General features: G+C 72.9%; 18 protein-coding genes. 10 read left to right on the top strand and 8 right to left on the bottom strand.

Going from position 1 to position 18,384, the window contains the following annotated elements:
• Window positions 1–117 precede the first annotated feature (117 nt).
• Together ACIBQ1_RS58630 and ACIBQ1_RS58625 are read left to right on the top strand one after the other, a co-directional pair.
• Window positions 118–528, top strand: coding sequence for a nuclear transport factor 2 family protein (locus ACIBQ1_RS58630; protein ID WP_397291997.1), 411 nt, complete (start codon window positions 118–120; stop codon window positions 526–528).
• Window positions 525–1,091 (top strand): DUF664 domain-containing protein, encoded by a 567-nt coding sequence (locus tag ACIBQ1_RS58625; RefSeq protein ID WP_397291996.1) that lies wholly within the window; start codon window positions 525–527, stop codon window positions 1,089–1,091. Before ACIBQ1_RS58630 ends, ACIBQ1_RS58625 begins: the two co-directional genes overlap by 4 nt.
• Before the next feature lie 37 nt (window positions 1,092–1,128).
• On the opposite strand, the gene ACIBQ1_RS58620 is transcribed toward ACIBQ1_RS58625, so the two are convergent.
• On the bottom strand, window positions 1,129–1,527 hold the full coding sequence (locus ACIBQ1_RS58620) for a DUF1905 domain-containing protein (RefSeq protein ID WP_397291994.1): 399 nt from the start codon (window positions 1,525–1,527) through the stop codon (window positions 1,129–1,131).
• Between the two features lie 678 nt (window positions 1,528–2,205).
• Here ACIBQ1_RS58620 and lepB point away from each other — a divergent pair.
• From lepB to ACIBQ1_RS58595, 5 genes are all read left to right on the top strand, one after another.
• Window positions 2,206–2,664, top strand: coding sequence for a signal peptidase I (gene lepB, locus ACIBQ1_RS58615; protein ID WP_397291993.1), 459 nt, complete (start codon window positions 2,206–2,208; stop codon window positions 2,662–2,664).
• Window positions 2,665–2,674: 10 nt separating this feature from the next.
• A complete protein-coding gene (locus tag ACIBQ1_RS58610; RefSeq protein WP_397291992.1) occupies window positions 2,675–5,572 on the top strand; it encodes a BTAD domain-containing putative transcriptional regulator in 2,898 nt (965 codons plus the stop codon).
• Between the two features lie 74 nt (window positions 5,573–5,646).
• On the top strand, window positions 5,647–5,841 hold the full coding sequence (locus ACIBQ1_RS58605; RefSeq protein WP_192789616.1) for a hypothetical protein: 195 nt from the start codon (window positions 5,647–5,649) through the stop codon (window positions 5,839–5,841).
• Between the two features lie 78 nt (window positions 5,842–5,919).
• Complete coding sequence (locus tag ACIBQ1_RS58600) at window positions 5,920–6,417, top strand: hypothetical protein (protein WP_397291990.1); 498 nt, start codon at window positions 5,920–5,922, stop codon at window positions 6,415–6,417.
• Window positions 6,414–8,231 (top strand): ABC transporter ATP-binding protein, encoded by a 1,818-nt coding sequence (locus ACIBQ1_RS58595; RefSeq protein WP_397291989.1) that lies wholly within the window; start codon window positions 6,414–6,416, stop codon window positions 8,229–8,231. Before ACIBQ1_RS58600 ends, ACIBQ1_RS58595 begins: the two co-directional genes overlap by 4 nt.
• Here the strand turns inward: ACIBQ1_RS58595 and ACIBQ1_RS58590 are convergent.
• The 5 genes from ACIBQ1_RS58590 to ACIBQ1_RS58570 all read right to left on the bottom strand — a co-directional run bounded on the left by ACIBQ1_RS58590 (window position 8,204) and on the right by ACIBQ1_RS58570 (window position 14,225).
• Complete coding sequence (locus tag ACIBQ1_RS58590; RefSeq protein WP_397291988.1) at window positions 8,204–8,692, bottom strand: S26 family signal peptidase; 489 nt, start codon at window positions 8,690–8,692, stop codon at window positions 8,204–8,206. The two genes, ACIBQ1_RS58595 and ACIBQ1_RS58590, sit on opposite strands and share 28 nt — an antisense overlap.
• Window positions 8,689–10,524, bottom strand: a complete 1,836-nt coding sequence (locus tag ACIBQ1_RS58585; protein ID WP_397291986.1) for an ABC transporter ATP-binding protein — start codon at window positions 10,522–10,524, stop codon at window positions 8,689–8,691. Before ACIBQ1_RS58585 ends, ACIBQ1_RS58590 begins: the two co-directional genes overlap by 4 nt.
• The gene (locus tag ACIBQ1_RS58580; protein ID WP_397291985.1) at window positions 10,521–11,060 is read right to left on the bottom strand and encodes a TlpA family protein disulfide reductase; all 540 of its coding nucleotides are present in this window, start codon (window positions 11,058–11,060) and stop codon (window positions 10,521–10,523) included. The genes ACIBQ1_RS58585 and ACIBQ1_RS58580 overlap by 4 nt, the downstream gene beginning before the upstream one ends.
• 72 nt (window positions 11,061–11,132) lie before the next feature.
• Window positions 11,133–11,318: a hypothetical protein gene (locus tag ACIBQ1_RS58575; RefSeq protein WP_397291984.1), complete on the bottom strand. Its 186-nt coding sequence runs from the start codon at window positions 11,316–11,318 to the stop codon at window positions 11,133–11,135.
• Between the two features lie 177 nt (window positions 11,319–11,495).
• Window positions 11,496–14,225 carry a BTAD domain-containing putative transcriptional regulator gene (locus ACIBQ1_RS58570; RefSeq protein ID WP_397291982.1) on the bottom strand — a complete coding sequence of 910 codons (2,730 nt, stop codon included), beginning with the start codon at window positions 14,223–14,225 and terminating at the stop codon, window positions 11,496–11,498.
• Between the two features lie 86 nt (window positions 14,226–14,311).
• Between ACIBQ1_RS58570 and ACIBQ1_RS58565 the strand changes: the two genes are divergently transcribed.
• From ACIBQ1_RS58565 to ACIBQ1_RS58555, 3 genes are all read left to right on the top strand, one after another.
• Window positions 14,312–14,836: a MauE/DoxX family redox-associated membrane protein gene (locus ACIBQ1_RS58565; RefSeq protein ID WP_397291981.1), complete on the top strand. Its 525-nt coding sequence runs from the start codon at window positions 14,312–14,314 to the stop codon at window positions 14,834–14,836.
• A gap of 4 nt (window positions 14,837–14,840) precedes the next feature.
• Entirely contained in the window at window positions 14,841–15,722 is an 882-nt protein-coding gene (locus ACIBQ1_RS58560) for a hypothetical protein (RefSeq protein ID WP_397291980.1), read from the top strand.
• A gap of 76 nt (window positions 15,723–15,798) precedes the next feature.
• Window positions 15,799–16,431: a 2'-5' RNA ligase family protein gene (locus ACIBQ1_RS58555; protein ID WP_397291979.1), complete on the top strand. Its 633-nt coding sequence runs from the start codon at window positions 15,799–15,801 to the stop codon at window positions 16,429–16,431.
• Window positions 16,432–16,636: 205 nt separating this feature from the next.
• On the opposite strand, the gene ACIBQ1_RS58550 is transcribed toward ACIBQ1_RS58555, so the two are convergent.
• Window positions 16,637–17,830 (bottom strand): hypothetical protein, encoded by a 1,194-nt coding sequence (locus tag ACIBQ1_RS58550; protein ID WP_397291977.1) that lies wholly within the window; start codon window positions 17,828–17,830, stop codon window positions 16,637–16,639.
• On the bottom strand, window positions 17,827–18,354 hold the full coding sequence (locus ACIBQ1_RS58545; RefSeq protein WP_397291976.1) for a SigE family RNA polymerase sigma factor: 528 nt from the start codon (window positions 18,352–18,354) through the stop codon (window positions 17,827–17,829). Before ACIBQ1_RS58545 ends, ACIBQ1_RS58550 begins: the two co-directional genes overlap by 4 nt.
• Window positions 18,355–18,384 lie beyond the last annotated feature (30 nt).

The raw sequence follows: 18,384 nt of genomic DNA, 5'->3' as shown, positions 1-18,384 counted from the left end.
AGATGTCACAGCCGCCGACCGCTGCCGGTTACATCCAAATCACCACCGATCCCCGCCCGCCACACGCCCCGCCCGGCACCTGAGAATCTGTCGGTGCTCGAAGGTAAGGTCCGCCGCATGGACGAGACCTCCAGGACCCGACGCACCGCGCAGGCCTACGTCGAGACCGCCGAGCGGCGTGATTGGGAGGGTTTCGGCGCCCTGCTCGCAGAAGACGTGGTGTACGAGATGCCGCAAACCCGCGAGCGGATCCGTGGGAAGCCGGCCTTTCTCCGGTTCAACATGGAATATCCCGGTGATTGGCACCTTCAGGTGCGGCGCATCGTCGCTGACGGCCGCCAGGCCGCGGCATGGGTCGACGCGCGCGTCGGCGCCGAGCAGCAGGACGCGTGCGTCTGGTTCGAGCTGTCCGACCAGGGGCTGATCAGCCGGGTCATCGACTACTGGCCGGAGCCGTACGACCCGCCGTCGGGTCGCGAGCACCTCGTGGAGCGCTGGTCAGGCCCGGCGTCTACGGTGGCGTCATGACCAACGGTGATTACTGGTGGGAGCCGCCCGCCGCCGGCACCGAGGCCGAGCACCTCCTCGGCGCGCTCGACCGCCTGCGCGCGACCTTCCGCTGGAAGGCCGACGGTCTCGACGCGGCCGGGCTGCGTACCCGCATCGGCGCCTCCTCGCTGACGCTGGGCGGTCTGCTCAAGCACCTCGCACGCGCCGAAGACCAGATGTTCGGCACCAAGCTCAGCGGCGCACCGCTCGGGGCGCCGTGGGACACCGCGGACTGGGACACCGACCCCGACTGGGACTTCAACTCGGCCGCCGACGACACCCCCGAAGACCTCTACGCGCTCTGGGACACCACCATCGAACGGTCCCGGGCGAGGCTCGACGCCGCCCTGGCCGCCGGCGGGCTCGACCAGCTCGTCCATCTCGCCTTCCCCGACGGGCGCCACGTCAGCCTGCGCCGGCTGGTCTGCGACCTGATCGAGGAGTACGGCCGGCACACCGGCCACGCCGACCTGCTCCGCGAAGCCGTCGACGGGGTGGTCGGCGAGGACCCACCCGCTGGATGGCACGCGAAGTCCAGCTGACGGGCCTGCCGGACGAGGCGTCGTGCCAGCCGGTCCGTCAGAGCTCAACGGTCAGGCGAACGGTCACCACGTCCCCCACGTCGAGCTCTTCGGCCTTCCGCACCCCCGCCTTCACCGGCACGATGTAGCGCCCGTCCTTGGGGAACAGCGAGGTCTTCCACCGGGTTTCCCGTATCCGAGCCGTGACCGGAATCATGCCCCAGCCATAACTCACCGCGGCCGTGGTCGTTTCCAGATCGCGGCACTCCTCGTCCGGCACGGTGATGAAGTGCCAGGGCGCCGGCCCCCTCCAGAACCACATCTCACCGCTGAACTCCAAGTCCATCGCCACAGGATAGGAGCCATCCAGCCGGCAAGGCAGGCCGGCCGCCCGCCAGGCCGCCGAGGAAACCGAACAAGCGTTCGCGCCTTTTCCCGGAATCAGTATCGGGGCCATTGATCACGGAGACGCGATGGATCTTCATACGGGCGTCGTCGTTGCCACCATGCCCAATCGGAATCGGGCGATGCAGGAGGGGCCGGCGAGGTTCGGCGGAGGTAGTACCGATCGACGGGGAGGACCAAGGCGTACAGGTACGGTCCGGCCCACGCCGGTAAGGCGATGAGTGCCTGCTGAAGTCGCCGGCGGGGCGCGTCCCCGCTGCATTCCTCGCACTCGCACCGGCCGAACCGGCGGTCAGCGGTCCCGGCGAGGGCCGCCTTCTGCCACGCCACCAGTGCCGCCGCCACCGCGCCCGGCCACATCCGGGTGTGTTCGAGGGCGATCACCGCCGTCATGGGGCGACGGCCGAGCCCGGGGACCTGGTGGATCAAAGCTCTGTGGGTCCCGCACGCCGATCCTCGCGTACGGACCTCAGAAGGGCGCCTACGCGGCATGGCCCTTTCTGGTCGACGTCATGAGCACGATGATCGCATACCGGGAGCGGGTGCACAGTTCTTGTGGACCCGGTACGTGGTCTCGTCCATGGTGATGTCCACATAAGGACGCCAAGCGGAAGTCGGAGAGCATCGCATTTCCCGAAGCACGCTGAACGCGGTTGACAGGTCACCGGGCCAACGGAGATCTTTAGCCGAACAAAGATCAACCTCTCTGGGGCCGACGGTGGAAGAGCGGATGAAGCTGATCAGCATGGGGCTGCTCGCCGGTGTGCTCGTCGCGGCGGCCGGCGCCCTGGTGGCCCGCCGGCGCTACGTGGTGGTCACCGTCGAGGGGACGAGCATGGCTCCGACCCTGCGTGACGGAGACCGGGTGCTGGTGCGGCGGCGCCGGGTCGACCAGGTGTCCAGGGGCGACGTCGTGGTGCTCGAACCTCCGTCCGACCCCGCGCGGGTGTTCGTGCCGGAGACGGACGGCACGCGCTGGAACATCAAGCGCGCCGTCGCCCTGCCGGGTGACCCGGTTCCGCCGGACGTGGACGGCCCGGCCGCGGGCGCCGTGGCGCGCGTGCCCGCGGGCGCGCTGGTGGTCTACGGTGACAACCCGCACAGCGTCGACTCGCGCCAGCGCGGCTTCTTCCCGGCCGATCGCCTGCTCGGGGTCGCGCTGCGCCGGCTGGGCGGGTCTGCGCTGTAGGCCGGGCGACGTGAAGTTCCGGCTGCTCGGGCCGCTGCGGATCGAAGGCGCCGACTCCCCGCCGGGAGGGGCGGGGATCAACGCGCCCAAGCAGCGGACGGTGCTCGCCATGCTGCTCGCCCGGGCGGGTCACATCGTCCCGATCCGGGCGCTGGTGGCGGAGGTCTGGGACGACCAGCCGCCCCGCTCCGCCGTGGCGAACCTGCGTACGTACCTCATGCAGCTGCGCAAGCTGATGCCGCCCGCGGCCGACCCGGGCGTGGAGCGGCTGGTCACCTCGGACGCCGGTTACCTGCTGCGGGTGGAGCCCGAGGAGTTCGATCTCTTCCAGTTCGAGGCGCTGTCCGCGCACGGCCGCCAGGCGGTGGGCAGGCGCGATCTCAGCACCGCCCTGGACGCCTACACCCGGGCCCTCGCGCTGTGGCAGGGGATGGCGGCCGAGGACGTGCCGCTGGGGCCGACGCTGCGGGAGGTGGTGGCCCGCCTCACCGACCACTACCTGAACGTGGTGGAGGAGCACACGGAGATCCAGCTCGCCCTCGGCAGGCACGCGCCGGCGGCCAAGCGGCTGCGCGAGGTGATCGGGCAGTACCCGCTGCGCGAGCGGCTGCACGGCCAGCTCATGGTGGCCCTGTACCAGAGCGGCGACGTGGTCGGCGCGCTGGACGCGTTCGGGGCCGCCCGGAAGGTCCTCGCCGAGGAGCTGGGCATCGATCCTGGCCCCGACCTGCGCAGACTGCACCAGCTGATCCTGCGCAGGGACTCCACCCTTCTGTCGGAGGAGGGCCCCGCCGACGACGGGCGGCCCCGGCCGCGCCAGCTGCCGCGCGCGCCGGCCGTGTTCGTGGGCCGCTCGGCCGAGCTCGCCCGGATCCACGCCGTGCTGGGCGGCGGCGCGGGGCCGCCCGTGCTGGCGCTGCACGGCCCCGGCGGGATCGGCAAGTCGACGCTCGCCCTGAAGACGGCCCACGGCGTGGCCGAGCGGTACCCCGACGGCCATCTCTACGTCGACCTCCAGGGATCGACACCGAGTCTGTCGCCGTTGCGCCCCGACGAGGTGCTCGGCCGCTTTCTGCGCGCGCTGGGGGTGCCCCCCGGCGAGGTGCCCGCGTCGCCGGCGGAGGCGGCCGCCCTCTACCAGTCGGTGCTGGCCGACCGGCGCGTCCTGGTCGTCCTCGACAACGCCGTCGGCGCCGCCCAGGTGGCTCCCTTGCTGCCGGCGGGCGGCGGCTGCGCGGCACTGGTCACCAGCCGGTCGGCCCTGACCACGCTGGACGCCGTACCGATCGCCGTGAACCTCTTCGGCGAGGAACAGTCGGTACGGATGCTGGCGCTGGTGGTCGGTCAGGCGCGCGTGGCCGCCGAGCCGGAGGCGGCGGCCGAGATCGCGCGCTGGTGCTGCCACCATCCGCTGGCGCTGCGGATCGCCGGCGCCCGCCTCGCGGGCCGGCCGGACTGGTCGCTCGCGAGCTTCAACGAGCGCCTGAGCAACCAGCGGCGAAGGCTGGACGAGCTGCAGGCGGCCGATCTGCGCGTCCGCTCGTGCTTCGAAGTCGGCTACGCGACCCTGACGAGCGCCGCGAGGACCGTTTTCCGCCTGTTCGGCGTGCTGGAGGTGCCGGAAGTGGGCGTCGAGCTCATCGCCGCGCTGGTCGACGCCGACCTGAAGACCGCCGAGGCCGTGCTCGACGAGCTGGTCGAGGCACGCCTGATCGAGCCGGTCGGCGAGGGCCGGTTCCGCACGCACGACCTGCTGCGGCTCTTCGCGGGGGAGCTGGCCGCCTCCCACGACTCGCCGGAGGACCTGGACCTGGTCGTACGGCGGGCCCTGGACTGGTACCTCGACCTCTGCCACCAACTGCGCGATCTGCTGCAGCCGCACCTGCGAGGCGGCGGCGGGAGCGGGGAGAGCCGGCGCGATCCCGGCCTGGTGCTGCGTGACCCCGCCGCGGCCGTGCGGTGGCTCGACACGGAGCTGCGCTGCCTGGTCGCGGCCGCCGTCCAGGCCGCGCGCGGGGAGCCGGACGTGGCGCGCTTCGCCATCGAGCTGATGACCCTGGTCAAGGCCACGGTGATGAAGGGCGGCTACTGGCGCGAGCTGGAGACCATCGCACGGCTCGCCATCGAGGTGGCGCGGCGCGACGGCGACCGCGGCGCGGAGGCGTCCACGCTCCCCACCCTTGGGCTGCTGGAATGGCGGGCCGACCGGAGGGAGGCGGCCGACGCTCACCTGCGGCGCGCTCTCGAGCTCCGGCGCGACCTGGGGAATCGCGAGGAGGAGGGGATGGCGCTGCACAACCTCGGCTGGCTGAACATGCAGACCGGCGACCTCGACGCGGCCCTCGGCCACATCAGCGAGAGCCTGACGCTGCTCAAGACGCACGGGTCCAGGCGCGTCGGGCTGGTCGGCCACAGCCTGGGCGAGCTCCTGCTCCAGCTGGGCAGGGACGCCGAGGCGGTGGATCGCTTCGAATGGTGCCTGGCCGTCCGCCGGGCCGACCGCGACCTGAACGGCGAGAGCATCACGCTGGCGGCGCTCGGCCGTGCCTACTGCCTGCTCGGCCTGCGGGACGAGGCGCTGGCCGCGATGGACCAGGCGCTGGCCCGCTGTGAGGAGGCCGGCAACCGGGAGGACGAGTGGGAGGTGCTGCTCAGCAGGTCCGAGATCCGGCTGCGGCAGGGTGCCCTCGCCGCGGCCGAGCGCGACCTGGTCAGGGCCCTGGAGCTGGCCGCCCAGATCGGCGACGCGTACGGCTACGCCGCCTGCACCCGCCAGCTCGCCAGGGCCCGGACGGCGTCGGGCGACCCGCGTGCCGCCGGGGACGCCCGAAGGGCCGAGGAGCTGTTCGCGGATCCGGCGATGCGCCGAAACCCGGTGCTGGAAAGGCTGCTCACCGCCCAGGTGTAGCGCGGCTGTATCGGTCGCTGTATCTCCCCCAAATAGCGTTTCGGCCTGACCGCATCGCTATACAAGGAGCGAACATGACTTCTGTCTTGGGCAAGCTCGGCGACAGGATTCTCGACAGGCTCGTGCCGAAGGCGTCCGCCAAGGCGGCCGCCGAGTGGTACGTGCACTGCTACTGCAGGGAGCGTTCCGACTTCAGGAAGATCTGCACGACCGCCGGCGGCACGACCCGCTGCGGGTCCTGCTACGCCTTCCGGGTCTGCGGCGGCTAGGTAGAACGCGCGGGCCGGCGGCGTCCACCGCCGCCGGCCCCGAACCCGGCTGTTCACCGCCTGAAGAGGGGTTGTCCGATGCCTTTCCTGATCGCCGCCGTCGTGCTGGTCGGCCTGCTGTGCCTGCTGAACCTGGTGCTCACTCTGGGCGTGCTGCGCCGGCTCCGCGAGCACACCGCCGAGCTGGAACGCCTCGCGGGGACGTCGACGCTCATGCCGTACGATCCCCGCGTGCTGGTCGGCCGCAGGCTGCCGCAGGACGTGGCCGGACCGCGGCTCGTGGGCTTCTTCGACGTCGGCTGCGACACCTGCCACGAGCGCGCGCCGCAGTTCGCCGCCGAGGCCGAGGGGCAGAGCGCCCTGGCGGTCATCTCCGGCGCCGTCGAGGAGACCGCGGACCTGGTCGAAGTGGTGGGCGGCGTGGCGAGCGTCGTCACGGGCGAGGACGCGCTGCGCATCGTGCAGGCTCTCGACATCCACGCGTTCCCCACGTTCCTGAGGACCGACCAGGACGGCAAGGTCGTGGCCGCGGACACGGAGCTGGCCGACCTCGCCGCCATGGCGCCGGCGACGTGACCCGGTCCCCGCTGCACCGCGCCGCCACCCTGGCGCTGCTGTGCTGGCGGGCCGGGCCGGTGACGGCGGTGCTCCAGTTGGGGACCACCGTCGTGGCCGGGCTGCTGCCGTCGGCCACCGTGTGGGCGACCAAGCTGCTCGTCGACGGGCTCGCGACGGGCCATGAGGACCGCGTGCTCGTGCCGGTCGCGGGGCTCGTCGCGCTGGGGCTGGTCGCCGGGGTGCTGCCGCAGCTGACCGGCTATCTGCGGGGCGAGACGGATCGCCGGCTGGACCTGTTGCTGCAGGATCGCCTGTACACGCGGGTGAACACGTTCCACGGCCTGTCGCGGTTCGAGAATCCGGCGTTCCTCGACGAGTTGCGCATGGCCGCGCAGGCGACGGGCAACGCGATGGGGCCGATCACCTCGGGCCTGTTCGACCTCGGGCGCAACGTCATCGCCCTGGCCGGGCTCCTCACCGCCCTCGCCGTGCTGAGCCCGCTCATGGCGGGCCTGGTGGCGCTCGCGGCGCTGCCCGTGCTCGCGGCGAGGATGTCCCTGGAGAAGCGGCGGATCAAGATGATCGCCGGGCAGTCCGCCGCGGCCCGGCGGCAGATCTTCTACTCCTCCCTGATCACCGACGTGGAGGCCGCCAAGGAGGTCCGGCTGTTCGGGCTGGGCGACTTCCTCAAGCGCCGGGTGCTCGGCGAGCTGGCCGTCCAGCAGGCGGGGGAGCGGCGGCTGGACCGGCGGGAGGCGTTCACGCAGTCGGCGCTCGCGGCGCTGTCCGCCGCCGTCAGCGGCGCCGGGCTGCTCTGGGCGGTGTACTCCGCGCTGGGCGGGCGGCTCACCCTCGGCGACGTGACCGCGTTCGCCGCCGCCGTGGCGGGAACGCAGGCCGCGCTGATCGCCACCGTGGAGAACGCCGCGAACGCGCGCCAGGCGCTGCTCCTCTTCGCCCACCACGAACGGGTGATGTCGCTGCCCGGCGACCTGCCGACCCCCGGGGAACCGGAGCCGCTGCCCGCGCTGCGCCGCGGCATCGAGCTGCACGACGTGTGGTTCCGGTACGACGAGAGCCATCCCTGGGTGCTGCGAGGGGTGGACCTGACGATCCCGCACGGCTCCTCGGTCGCGCTGGTGGGACTCAACGGGGCCGGCAAGAGCACGCTGATCAAGCTGCTGTGCCGCTTCTACGACCCCTCCCGCGGCGCGATCCTCTGGGACGGCGTCGACATCCGCGACGTGCCACCCGCCGAGCTGCGCGCCAGGATGGGCGTGCTCTTCCAGGACTACATGAGCTACGACCTGACCGCCGCCGAGAACATCGGAGTGGGCGAGGTCGAGGCGATGTCCGACCGCGCCCGGCTCCAGGCCGCCGCCGAGCTGGCGGGCGCGCACGAGACCGTACGGGCTCTGCCCCGCGGCTACGACACCATGCTGAGCCGCGTCTTCTTCGGCCCCGAGGACGACGACGACCCGCAGGCGGGCGTGATCCTCTCCGGAGGCCAGTGGCAGCGCCTGGCCCTGGCCCGCGCGCTGGTGCGCGAGCGCCGCGACCTGCTCATCCTCGACGAGCCCAGCTCCGGCCTGGACGCGCAGGCCGAGTACGAGGTGCACCGGCGGCTGCGCGAGCACCGCGCGGGCAACACCAGCCTGCTGGTCTCGCACCGGCTCGGAGCGGTCCGCGACGCCGACCTGATCGTGGTGCTCGGTGACGGCCGGATCGTCGAGCAGGGCACCCACGACGAGCTGATCTCGCTGGGCGGCCGCTACGCCCACCTGTTCGCCACCCAGGCCAGCGGCTATCGGGAGGGCGCCGACGTCGGCTGATCGATCTTGCGCAGCACCACGCCGAACAGGCGATCCGCCGTCAGGTAGCCGGACTGCCGGGAGTCGAGCGAGTGGTCCGGATTGTCACCCAGCACGACCAGGTGTCCGGCCGGTACCCGCGTGCCCGGCGCGGTCCGCAGCGCGGGGACGGTGTCGCGCGGGATCGGGTCGCCCGGGACGGCCGCGACGCGCTTGATGATCCAGCCCGGCCCTGTGCCCAGCTGCTGCCGCGCTTCCCGCAGGCGCTCGCCCGGCCGGGCGTGGGCGAAGCCGCTCAGTACGACGACCTGCCCGGGGCGCAGCCACTCGGGCGGCGTCCGCCGTACGAGCACGCGCTCACCTGGCCGGTACGCCGGCAGCATGCTTTCCCCCTGGACGGTCGCCACCAGGTACCGCCGGCGCACCCAGAGAACGGCGAGGGCGACGCCGACGGCCGCCAGCACGACGATCGCGCCTGTCACCGCGACAGCCCCACGTCGTCCCGGTAGCCGGTCGCCTGCCGGGCGAACAGTTCGGCGTACGTGCCGCCCCCGGCCAGCAGGGCGGCATGCGTGCCCTGCTCCGTGACGACGCCGTCGACCAGCACCACGATCCGGTCGGCCGTGCGGACCGCGCCGAGGCGATGGGTGATGACCACGCTGGTGCGCCCCGACCTCAGTGTGGCGAGCCGGCCGTGCACCTCGTACTCGGCCTCGGGGTCCAGGCCGGCGCTGGGCTCGTCGAGGATCATCAGGTCCTGGTCGCGGCGCAGGAACGCCCGGGCCAGCGCCAGCCGCTGCCACTGCCCGCCGGAGAGCAGCACTCCGGAGTCGGCGTCGTCCTGCTCCGGGTCCTGGGGGAATCCACGGCTCAGCAGCGTGCGGTAGCCGCGCGGCAGAGCCGTGACCACGTCGTGGATCCCGGCGTCCCGCGCCGCCCGCTCGATCCGCGCCGGGTCCTGGGCGGCGGCGAGGTCGCCCACCGCGATGTTGTCGGTCGCCGTCAGCTCGTACGACACGAAGTCCTGGAAGACGGCGCCGATCCGGGCACGCAGCGTCTCCGGCGGCACGTCGCGGAGGTCCACGCCGTCCCACAGGATCGCCCCGCGCGTCGGGTCGTAGAACCGGCACAGGAGCTTCACCAGCGTGCTCTTGCCGGCGCCGTTGCGCCCGACCAGCGCGACGGTGTGCCCGTTCGCGATGAACAGGTTGACGCCGCGCAGGATCCACGGATGGTCCGGGCTGTAGCGGAACCAGACGTCGCGCAGCTCGATGCCACGGCGCAGGGGCGGCAGCGCCGGGCGGGCGCCCGGCGCCGGCAGATCGGACTCGGCGGTCACGATCGCGACGTGGTGATGAAGGGTCAGCAGGTGCTCGTACGCCATCACGCCGGCCGACACCATGCTGTCCAGCGCCGCCTGCACGCCGGCGACCGCCGCCACGAACATGGCCACGTCGCCGACGCTGAGCCGCCCCTGCCCCGCCGCCAGGATCGCCCAGACGAGGCCCGCTCCGGCCACGATCGCCGAGGCGCCTGACAGACTCGCGTGGATGCGGAGCTCCCGCCGATCCATCCGGCGGCGTTCGGCGTTCGCGGTGCGCAGCTCGGCCAGCATGCGAAGCCGCAAGAAGGCGCCGAGGTCGAACAGGCGGATCTCCTTGGCGGCTTCCGCGGTGGACAGCAGGTGCGCGTAGAACATTTCGCGACGCTCGGCCGGCCCGATCCGCCACAACATCGTGTTCCGTTGCCGCGACATCCGCAGCTCGATGAGTAGCGCCGGTAGGGCCGACAGCACGACCAGGATGGTGAAGGTGGAGTTGACGAGTGCCAGGGACACGACGAAGCCGGCGACCGTCACCGCGCTGCGAACGGCGGTGAGCGTGGTGTCCACCAGCCTGCCGGGGTTGCTCGCGCTCTGCTGGGCCAGTCGCAGCCGGTCAAGGAATGCCGGGCTCTCGAACCTGGCCAGACCGGTGAAGCCGGAGACCGCCGCGAACAGCTCGTCCTTCGCGTGCAGCGCCGTCCTGCGATCCACCTCGGCACGCAGGTAATGTCCCACGTGCGCCGCCGCGGCGGCGGCCGTGGTGACGGCGGCGACGGCCACCGCCAGGGCGAGCAGCGCGCCGCTCTGCCGTAGCGCCACCCCGTCCAGCACGGCCTTGGTCAGCCAGGCCACGGCGATCGGGGTGGCCGAGCCCACCAGCGTGACCGCCAGGTAGGCAAGAACATGGACGGGCGCCGACCGCCACACCATCGCGGCGGCACGTGCTGCGCTCCTTACCAGCTCCCGCGGCGTCGGCGCCGGCTCGCTCACGCAGGCGACCCGGCCGGCAACCGGGAGATCTCGGGCGCCACCGCGATCAGCTTGCCGCCGGCGGTCACCTGGAGGAACATCGGGAACGAGTGCACGCCGAACGCGTTGCTCACAGCGCTGTCCACGATCACCTGTGCCACGGGCTTCAGAGCGCTGACCATATCCGCCGGGTCACCCGATCGGTTGTCGACCACCGCCAGCACCCGCGAGCGGTCCTGGTCCGCGGCCCACGAGGCGAAGCCGGGAAGCTTCTCATGGCAGCCGCGGCAATCGGGCGACAAGAACGCGACGACCGCCCCGTCCGGCAGGAGATCCCGGGTGAGAGGGCTCCCGTCCACCGTCGTCGCCTCGAAATCACCGGCGATGTCACCGACGGTCGGCCCCCCGCCCGGCCCGGAAGGGCCGCCCATCAGGTCGACGGCTTCATACAGTCCGTCCAGCAGCTTGGTGTGCTCCCGAAGCCGCCGGACCACGCCGAGGGTCAACACCAGATCCACGAGGCACAATGCGCCGACGAGGGCCACGACGGCGATCAAATAGGACATGAGACAACCTTCCGTGCTAAGGGCCCGGCCGGCCCGCCGGCCGGGCGCCCGGTCAACGTGCGGTCACGAGCAGTAGATGTAGCTCTTGCAGCCGCCGCAACTGCGGCTGCCGTTCGGGTAGTAGCAGCAGTACTTCGCGGTGAACGCCGGGAAACTGCAGCACTCGTAACCGCAGTCGGCAGCCCTGGCCACGGTGTGCGGCGCGATCAGCTCGAGGAGCCGGTCGGCCATCTTGGACACGACGCGCATCGAATCTTCCTTTCGGTCGTACCGGCGGGCCCGCGCCCGCCCGTGCGGAAGCGGTCCGCCGGACCACGCCGCCGTCCCGCCGCCCGTCGCAGCGTGCGCCAGAGGTCTGAGCGATTTCTCAATGAATTCTTAACGGCCTGTCTCGGCAGCTCAGGGCGGTGGTCGCAGGCGTGTGGATCACCGATGGTGGAAGGAGACGATGCGGTCGCGGACCTTCGCCGCCTGCGCGTCGTCGAGCGCGTCGAAGAACTCCGCCGCCTGCTTCCAGGCGTCGAGCGCGGGCGCGATGTCACCCGCCTCCACGTGGGTCTCTCCCAGGCGGACCAGCGTCTCGGCGGCGGCGAGCGGGTCGTCGCAGTCGAGCAGCAGCTCTGCCGCCCGCTCGAAGCACGCCACCGCCCCCGCGAAGTCGCCTTTGAGGTGCAGGACATGGGCGACGCTGTCCCAGGCGTGGCCCTCGCCCTGGGTGTAGCCGAGGTCGGCGAGGAGCTGCTGGGACCGGCGGCAGTCGGCCAGCGCCTCGTCGTACTCGCCGATCCCGGCCCGCAACCAGCCGGAGTTGTTCAGTGCCCGCGCCTCTCCGACGACGTCGCCGGCCTGCCGGAACAGCTCCAGCGCCTCCAGGGACCGGTTCAGCGCCTCGACGGGTCGCGTCGGGCTCAGCGCGACGGTCAGGCCGAGGTGGACGTGCGCCCGCAGGACCGGTTCGCCGAGGTCCCGGTGCAGCTCGACGGCCCGCTCGAAGTGCTCGACCGCCTCGCCGTCGCGGCCGAGCCTGGCGTGGGCGCGGGCGATGCTGTTGTGGCAGCGGGCCTCGGCCAGCCGGTCGCCGAGCCGTTCGGCCGCGGCCAGCGCCATCGCCTGGGCGCGCAGGTTCTCCTCCCAAAGACCGCGGCGCTGCATGAACTCCGCGAACGCCCACGCCAGCCGCCACACGTGCGTGTCGAGCCCGGTCTCGGCCGCCTCCGCCAGCAGCGCGGGCAGCACCACCAGCGCGTCGGCGTACCAGCGCAGGGCCTCCTCCTGGCCGGCGAACCGCTCCACCACGGCGCCCCGCGCCGGCCGGTCCAGGGGCAGGTCGTCGCGGTGCGGGTAACAGATCCCGTTCGCGGCGCAGGCCGAGTGCAGGTAGTAGTCCAGCAGCCGCCGCGTCGCGGAGCGCCGTACCGTCCGGGTGTCGGCGGCCCGGCCCTGTTCCGACGCGTACACGCGCAGCAGGTCGTGCAGGCGCAGGCGGCCGGGCGCGCGGATCTCGACCAGGTTGGCCCGGTCGAGGAGCCCGGCCAGCTCCCGTGCGCGGTCCACCGGCAGGGCGGCCAGGCTCGCCGCCGCCGACAGCGGCAGGTGCGGCCCCGGGTGCTGCCCGAGCCGCCGGAACAGCCGGGCCGCCGGCACGGGCAGGTCCCGGTACGAGCGGCCGAACACGCGGCGCAGGTCGATCGCGGGGTCGCTGTGCGCGAACGGTTCCAGGTCCGCGCCGGCCCGTTCGAGGTCCGCGGCGACCTCGGCCAGCGGCAGATCGGTGCGCTGCGCCAGCTGCGCCGCGACGATCGCCAGCGCCAGCGGCAGCCGGCCGCACCGGCGGATGATGTTCGCGGTGGCCTCCGGCTCCGCCGCCGGCCGGGCCTCGCCCAGCCACGCCACCAGGAGGTGGTACGCGTCGTCGCCCGGCAGGACGTCCAGGCTGACCAGGTGCGCCCCGGCCGTGACCGCGAGGCCGGACAGCTCGGCGCGGCCGGTCACCAGCGTCAGGCACCCCGGCGCGGTGGCCAGCAGCGGCCGGACCTGGGTGGCGCCGCGGGCGTCGTCGAGCACGACCAGCACCCGGCGGCAGTCCAGCAGGCTGCGGTAGAGCCCGATCTGCGCCTCCACGCCCGACGGCACCTGCGCCTCCGCGACCCCGAGTGCGCCCAGGAACCGGGGCAGGACCACGGCCGCCGCGTCGGCCGGGTCGATCGTGCCGAGATCGGCGTACAGCTGGCCGTCGGGGAAGCGGTCGCGGTGCAGGTGGGCCCAGCACAACGCGAGCGACGACTTGCCCACCCCGGGCGGCCCGGAGATCGCGCAGACCGCCGCGGTCGCCGGCCGTTCGCCGTTCGCGATCGTGGCCAGCCGTTCCAGCTCGGCCGAGCGGCCGACGAAGTGCCGCAGGCCGACCGGCAGCTGCGCCGGGATCGGCCGGGCGGTCTCGGGCGCGTCGCCGGAGCGCAGCAGGGCCCGGTGGACGCGCCGCAGCGCCGTGCCCGGCTCGACGCCCAGCTCCTCGGCGAGCGTCCGGCGTACCCGGGCGAAGTGCGCCAGCGCCTCGGCGGTCCGCCCCCACGCGTGCAGCGCCTCGACCAGCGCCGCCGCGACCAACTCGTCCAGCGGGTACTCCTCGGCCAGCGGCGACAGCGCCGCCACCGCGCTGGCGGCGTCGCGGCCGGTCACCACCCGCGCCCAGCGCAGCAGGATCTCCCTGCGTTCGTCGCGCAGGCGGTGGCGGGCCCGTTCGGCCCATTCGCCGGGCAGCCCGGTCAGCGGGTCGCCACGCCACAGCGCCAGGGCCGCGCCCAGCGGCGGCACCGGATCCGGTACGGCCAGCGCCTCGTCGGCGAGGCCGCGGAAGCGCGGCACGTCCACCGCGGACTCGTCCACGTCGAGCAGGTAACCCCCGAGCCGCCGCACGACGGCGCCGTCGTCGGCGAGCACGTCGCGCCGGATGCGGGTGATGATCGTGTAAAGGGTGCGCCGCGCGCCGGGCGGGACCTGCTCGCCCCAGACCCGCGCGAGGAGCGTCTCGACCGGCACGACCCGGCGGACCTCCCAGGCGAGCGCGGCGAGGGCGAGCGCGACCTGCGGAGGGTGCACGGGCCGGGCCTGCCCCGAGCGCTCCACCTCCACCGGGCCGAGTAACCGGATCAGCACGACGGTCCACCCCCTGCTCGTGGATCTTCGAGAGTAACGCAGCGACGCTCTTGCCGGATTTGCTCTGCCATGACAGGTTGCCGTCTATGCAGTACGTCGATGTGGCGAGCAGACTGCTGCTGCTCACCGTGTTCGTCCTCGCGCTGGCGAGCAAGGTCTCCAGCCGCCAGGCCTGGGGCGAGTTCGTCCAGTCGATCAGATCGATGGCGGTGATGGACAGGGCGAAGGCGCCGGCGGCCGCGGTGGCGACGGCGGCGTCCGAGGCCGGTGTCATCGTGCTGGCCGCGATCCCCCTTCGCTGGGCCGGATCGGCGTCGTTCGTGCTCGCGGCGGGGCTGCTCGGCTGCCTCACCGTCGCCGTCGTCATGGTGGTCAGGAGGGGCGCGGCCGTTCCCTGCCGCTGCTTCGGCGCCTCCCGGACGCCCTTGAGCATGGCGCACGTGGTCCGCAACGGCATCCTCATCGCGGTGGCCCTGCTCGGGCTGGCGGCCTCCTTGGTGAACGGCTCCTTCGACCCGGGCCTCGGCGCGGTCGTCGGCGTCTTCGGCGCCGTGCTGGGCCTGCTCATGGCCCGGTGGGACGACCTCGTCTCGCTGCTCAGGACGACCTGAGCCGGTGGCGGTTCTCGTGCCGGGTTGGCGGGTGGCCGAACGGGCGGCGCGTGCGAAAGGCGCGGGGCCCGGCGAGGACCGGGTGGTCGTCCTCGATGACGGCGACGGCGTGCACTGCGCGGCGGTGATCGACGGCGTCACCGACAAGTCCGGCCGCGACTACGGCGGGGCGAGCGGCGGAGCCCTGGCCGCCGATCGCGTCGCTCAGACGCTGGCCACCCTGCCGTCCGGCGTCTCCGTGGCGGAGGCGGTCGCGGCCGTCTCGGCGGAGCTGATGGAGCTGCGCCGCAAGTGGTCGGTCGCAGAGGACGATCTTCTCGCGCCGGCGGCCGTCGCGGCGGTGGTGTGGCCGCGGCGGAAGCTGGTGTGGCGCGTGGGCGACGTCCATGTCGCCTTGGGCCACCGCGACGGCGGATGGCGGCGGCACGCCGGCGGGAAGCTGATCGACACGGTGCTGGCCGGTGCCCGGGCCGCCTACCTGCACTGCCTGCTGCTGCAAGGAGAGCGCCCCGAGGATCTGGCGGCCGGCGATCCGGGGCGGGCGCTGATCCGGCCCGTGCTGGAGCGCCAGGCGGTGCTGGCCAACCGGGATGACGCCGGTCCGTTCGGATACGGCCTGCTCGACGGGCGGCCGGTCCCGGAGCGGTTCGTGGAGACGTTCGCGCTGACGGACGACGTGTGCGAGGTGGTGCTGGCGTCGGACGGCTACCTCGGCCCGGCGCGGACCCTTTCCGGAGCCGAGGCGGAGCTTCAGGTGTCGCTGCGGGCCGATCGGCTGCGCATCATGGAACACGCGGCCACCAAGGCGGTGGCGGCCGGTGCCGAGAGCTTCGACGACCGCTCCTATCTGCGGCTGTCCCGCCGCCCGCGCCGGTTCCCCTCGTGACCTCCGCTCACCCGGTCGGATATCGTGACCACGCTGCGTAAGTAGACCAGCTCCCCGCGCTCACCGAGGAGGATGCGTGAGCCCGCTACCGACGCGCATGACGAATCGCTGGGAGCGGCGGCGAGCGCTCATGCTGCCGCCGGGCCAGGGCCGGCTCTACTGGCACGTCCTGCTGGGGGAGGACCCGGAGGCGCGGGCCGTCGTCCAGGAGGCGCACGACCGGCTGGCCGGCCTGGCCGGGCTCGATCCGGTGCCGCATCGGTTCATCCACCTGACCACGTTCGTGGCCGGTTACTCGCATGAGATCACCGAGCGCCAGGTGACCGTGATGGCCGAGGAGGCGGCCGGCCAGCTCGCGCGGGTCGCGCCGATCACGGTCACGCTGGGGCGGGTGCTCTACCACCCCGAGGCGGTCGCGCTGGAGGCCCGGCCGGCCGAGCGGCTGCGGCCCCTGCTCGAAGCGGCGAGGTTCGCCACGCGGGCGGCGACGGGCCGTGACGGCGTTCTCGCCCACGACGTGTGGCACCCGCACGTGACGGTGGCCTACAGCAGCGCGGACGGCCCGGCGGCGCCCATCATCGACGCGCTCGGGGAGCGGCTTCCTGAGCGCGAGGTGACCATCCGCAGCATCCACATCGTCAACCAGGACGGCCCGGAGCCGGCCTGGGACTGGCGCCCGGTGGCGGAGGTCCGGCTCGGCGCCTCGTGAGCGACCCCGCTTCAGCAACCGCCTCAACGAGCAGGCGGTCTCACGGCTGGAGACCACCGGGCCGCCGATGGACCAGGTGGCCGGGCGGAGCGGCCTGGGCAGCGCCGACTCCCTCCGCGAACACCTGGTCGGCCGGGTCGGCCTCACTCCCACGGCCTACCGCGCGAGCTTCACCCGCGTGCCCTGACGAGATCCGCGGCCTCGGTCACAGCGTTCCGGGGAAGCCGGGGAGCACGAGCTGGAAGAAGTCCTGGGCGGTGTACGTGGTGAGCTTCCTGGCCGTGCCTGTCTTGACGTTCACCGCGTAGGCCGTGAAGGGAGCGTACGGGGGGTCTCCTCTCGGGGTCTCGGGGGCGTCCTTGTCCCCGCACACGAAGGGCGTGGCCAGGGCGATGATCTCCCGAGGGCCGATCCAGCTGCGTAGATGGACGAAATTCTGCGTCATGGACAGGCCACGCACCGGGACCCTCCGGAGCACCTTGCCGGTGTCCCGGTCCAGGTACACGAGAGACCCGCCGCTTCTCAGACAGTCGGTGCCGGGGACGTTCACGCTCTCCACCGCGACGACGGACTTCCCGTCGAGGCCGAGCCCGCCGACCAGGTAGTGCCCGGTGACGTCGACGGTTCTCGCGTTGCTCGCCGTGGACGTCTGCCAGAGGCGGCTGATGGTCTGCAGCCGGGTCTTGGGCGCGTACTCCGCCAGGGTGATCGTGTTCCCGTCGGGGGACAGGCCGATGGGATTCCAGCCGTTGGGCAGCGGGCGGACCATGCGCTCGCGCATGTCGAACAGCATGGCCGGGTCCTTCAGCGGCGGGCTCTTGGTGAAGGCCAGGAAACGGCCGTCGTCCGACAGCAGGAGATGGGCGATGCTCCCGAGCCAGGCCTTGGGCACCCTCGTCGGGGCCGTCAGCACTTCTCCGGAGGCGAGGTCGCGCACCGCGAAGGTGCCGGCCGCGGTGTCGTAGTAGGCGATCTTGCCGCCGTCCCGGCTGATGGCCAGAGGGCTGGGTCGGAGCCCGCTCTCGGGACCGCGCAGGGCCTGCGCCACCCGGTAGGTCGCGCCGTCGCGGGTGACGACCCGCCAGCCGCCGTCCACGCACCCGGGCGGCGCCTTGCCGTCCTCCGGCTCGCAGAACGTCATGTAGGCGTGGCTCAGCGGCCGCACCCCGCGGGCCGGCAGGTCGGTCACCGTCCCGGGCCCGGTGGCGGGGGCCGGTTGTGACGGCAGCAGCCGTACGACAGCCGTCACGATGAGCGCGGTGACGACGACGGCGGCGGTCGCGACGATCGGTACGGTCCAGCGCCGCCGCCGTTCGCGCGCCCTGATCGTCCGCTCGGTCAGGTCCACCTGGGGCGCGTCGTCGGCCAGGTCGTCCAGGACGTCTCGCAGCCAGGTCATCGGCGTGCCCCCTCCAGCTCCTCCAGCGCGGCGAACTTCGGCGCCAGCTCCGGCGCGAGCGCCCGTAACCGGGCGAGCGCGGCGTGGGCCTGGCTCTTGACCGTGCCGATCGAGCAGCTCAGCAGCTTCGCGGTCTCGTGCTCGGTGAGGTCCTCGTAGTAGCGCAGCACGATCACGGCCCGCTGCCTGGGCGGCAGCTGCGCGAGCGCCTGCCGCACGGCGAGCCGGACGATCGTGGACTCCTCGCTGGAGTAGGGCCGCTCCGGCGGCTCGGCGCTCGGTAACTCGGCCGTCCTGACCAGCCGGCGGCGCCAGGAGATGTACTGGTTGACCAGCGCCTTGCGGGCGTACGCCTGGGGGCTGGCGACGTGCGCCAGCTTGGGCCAGCGCCCGAGCACCTTGATCAGCACGCTCTGCAGCAGGTCCTCGGCGAGGTGGGCGTCCCCCGTGAGCAGGTACGCCGTCCGCATCAGCGAACGCTGGTGGGCGGCCATGAACTCGCGGAAGCTGTCATTGGGGTCCAAGATGACTCCTCTCGCCCGTACCGACGCCTG

The organism is Nonomuraea sp. NPDC050153 (assembly GCF_044460125.1).
Lineage (GTDB): Bacteria > Actinomycetota > Actinomycetes > Streptosporangiales > Streptosporangiaceae > Nonomuraea.
This window is presented reverse-complemented; position numbering and strand designations above follow the sequence as displayed.

Excerpts from the sequence above, each read along its gene's own strand:
- ACIBQ1_RS58630 (WP_397291997.1), top strand. The coding sequence starts at position 118 with ATGGACGAGACCTCCAGGACCCGACGCACCGCGCAGGCCTACGTCGAG.
- ACIBQ1_RS58605 (WP_192789616.1), top strand. The coding sequence starts at position 5,647 with ATGACTTCTGTCTTGGGCAAGCTCGGCGACAGGATTCTCGACAGGCTC.
- ACIBQ1_RS58620 (WP_397291994.1), bottom strand. The coding sequence starts at position 1,527 with ATGGCCCCGATACTGATTCCGGGAAAAGGCGCGAACGCTTGTTCGGTT.
- lepB (WP_397291993.1), top strand. The coding sequence starts at position 2,206 with ATGAAGCTGATCAGCATGGGGCTGCTCGCCGGTGTGCTCGTCGCGGCG.
- ACIBQ1_RS58600 (WP_397291990.1), top strand. The coding sequence starts at position 5,920 with ATGCCTTTCCTGATCGCCGCCGTCGTGCTGGTCGGCCTGCTGTGCCTG.
- ACIBQ1_RS58575 (WP_397291984.1), bottom strand. The coding sequence starts at position 11,318 with ATGCGCGTCGTGTCCAAGATGGCCGACCGGCTCCTCGAGCTGATCGCG.
- ACIBQ1_RS58565 (WP_397291981.1), top strand. The coding sequence starts at position 14,312 with ATGCAGTACGTCGATGTGGCGAGCAGACTGCTGCTGCTCACCGTGTTC.
- ACIBQ1_RS58550 (WP_397291977.1), bottom strand. The coding sequence starts at position 17,830 with ATGACCTGGCTGCGAGACGTCCTGGACGACCTGGCCGACGACGCGCCC.
- ACIBQ1_RS58625 (WP_397291996.1), top strand. The coding sequence starts at position 525 with ATGACCAACGGTGATTACTGGTGGGAGCCGCCCGCCGCCGGCACCGAG.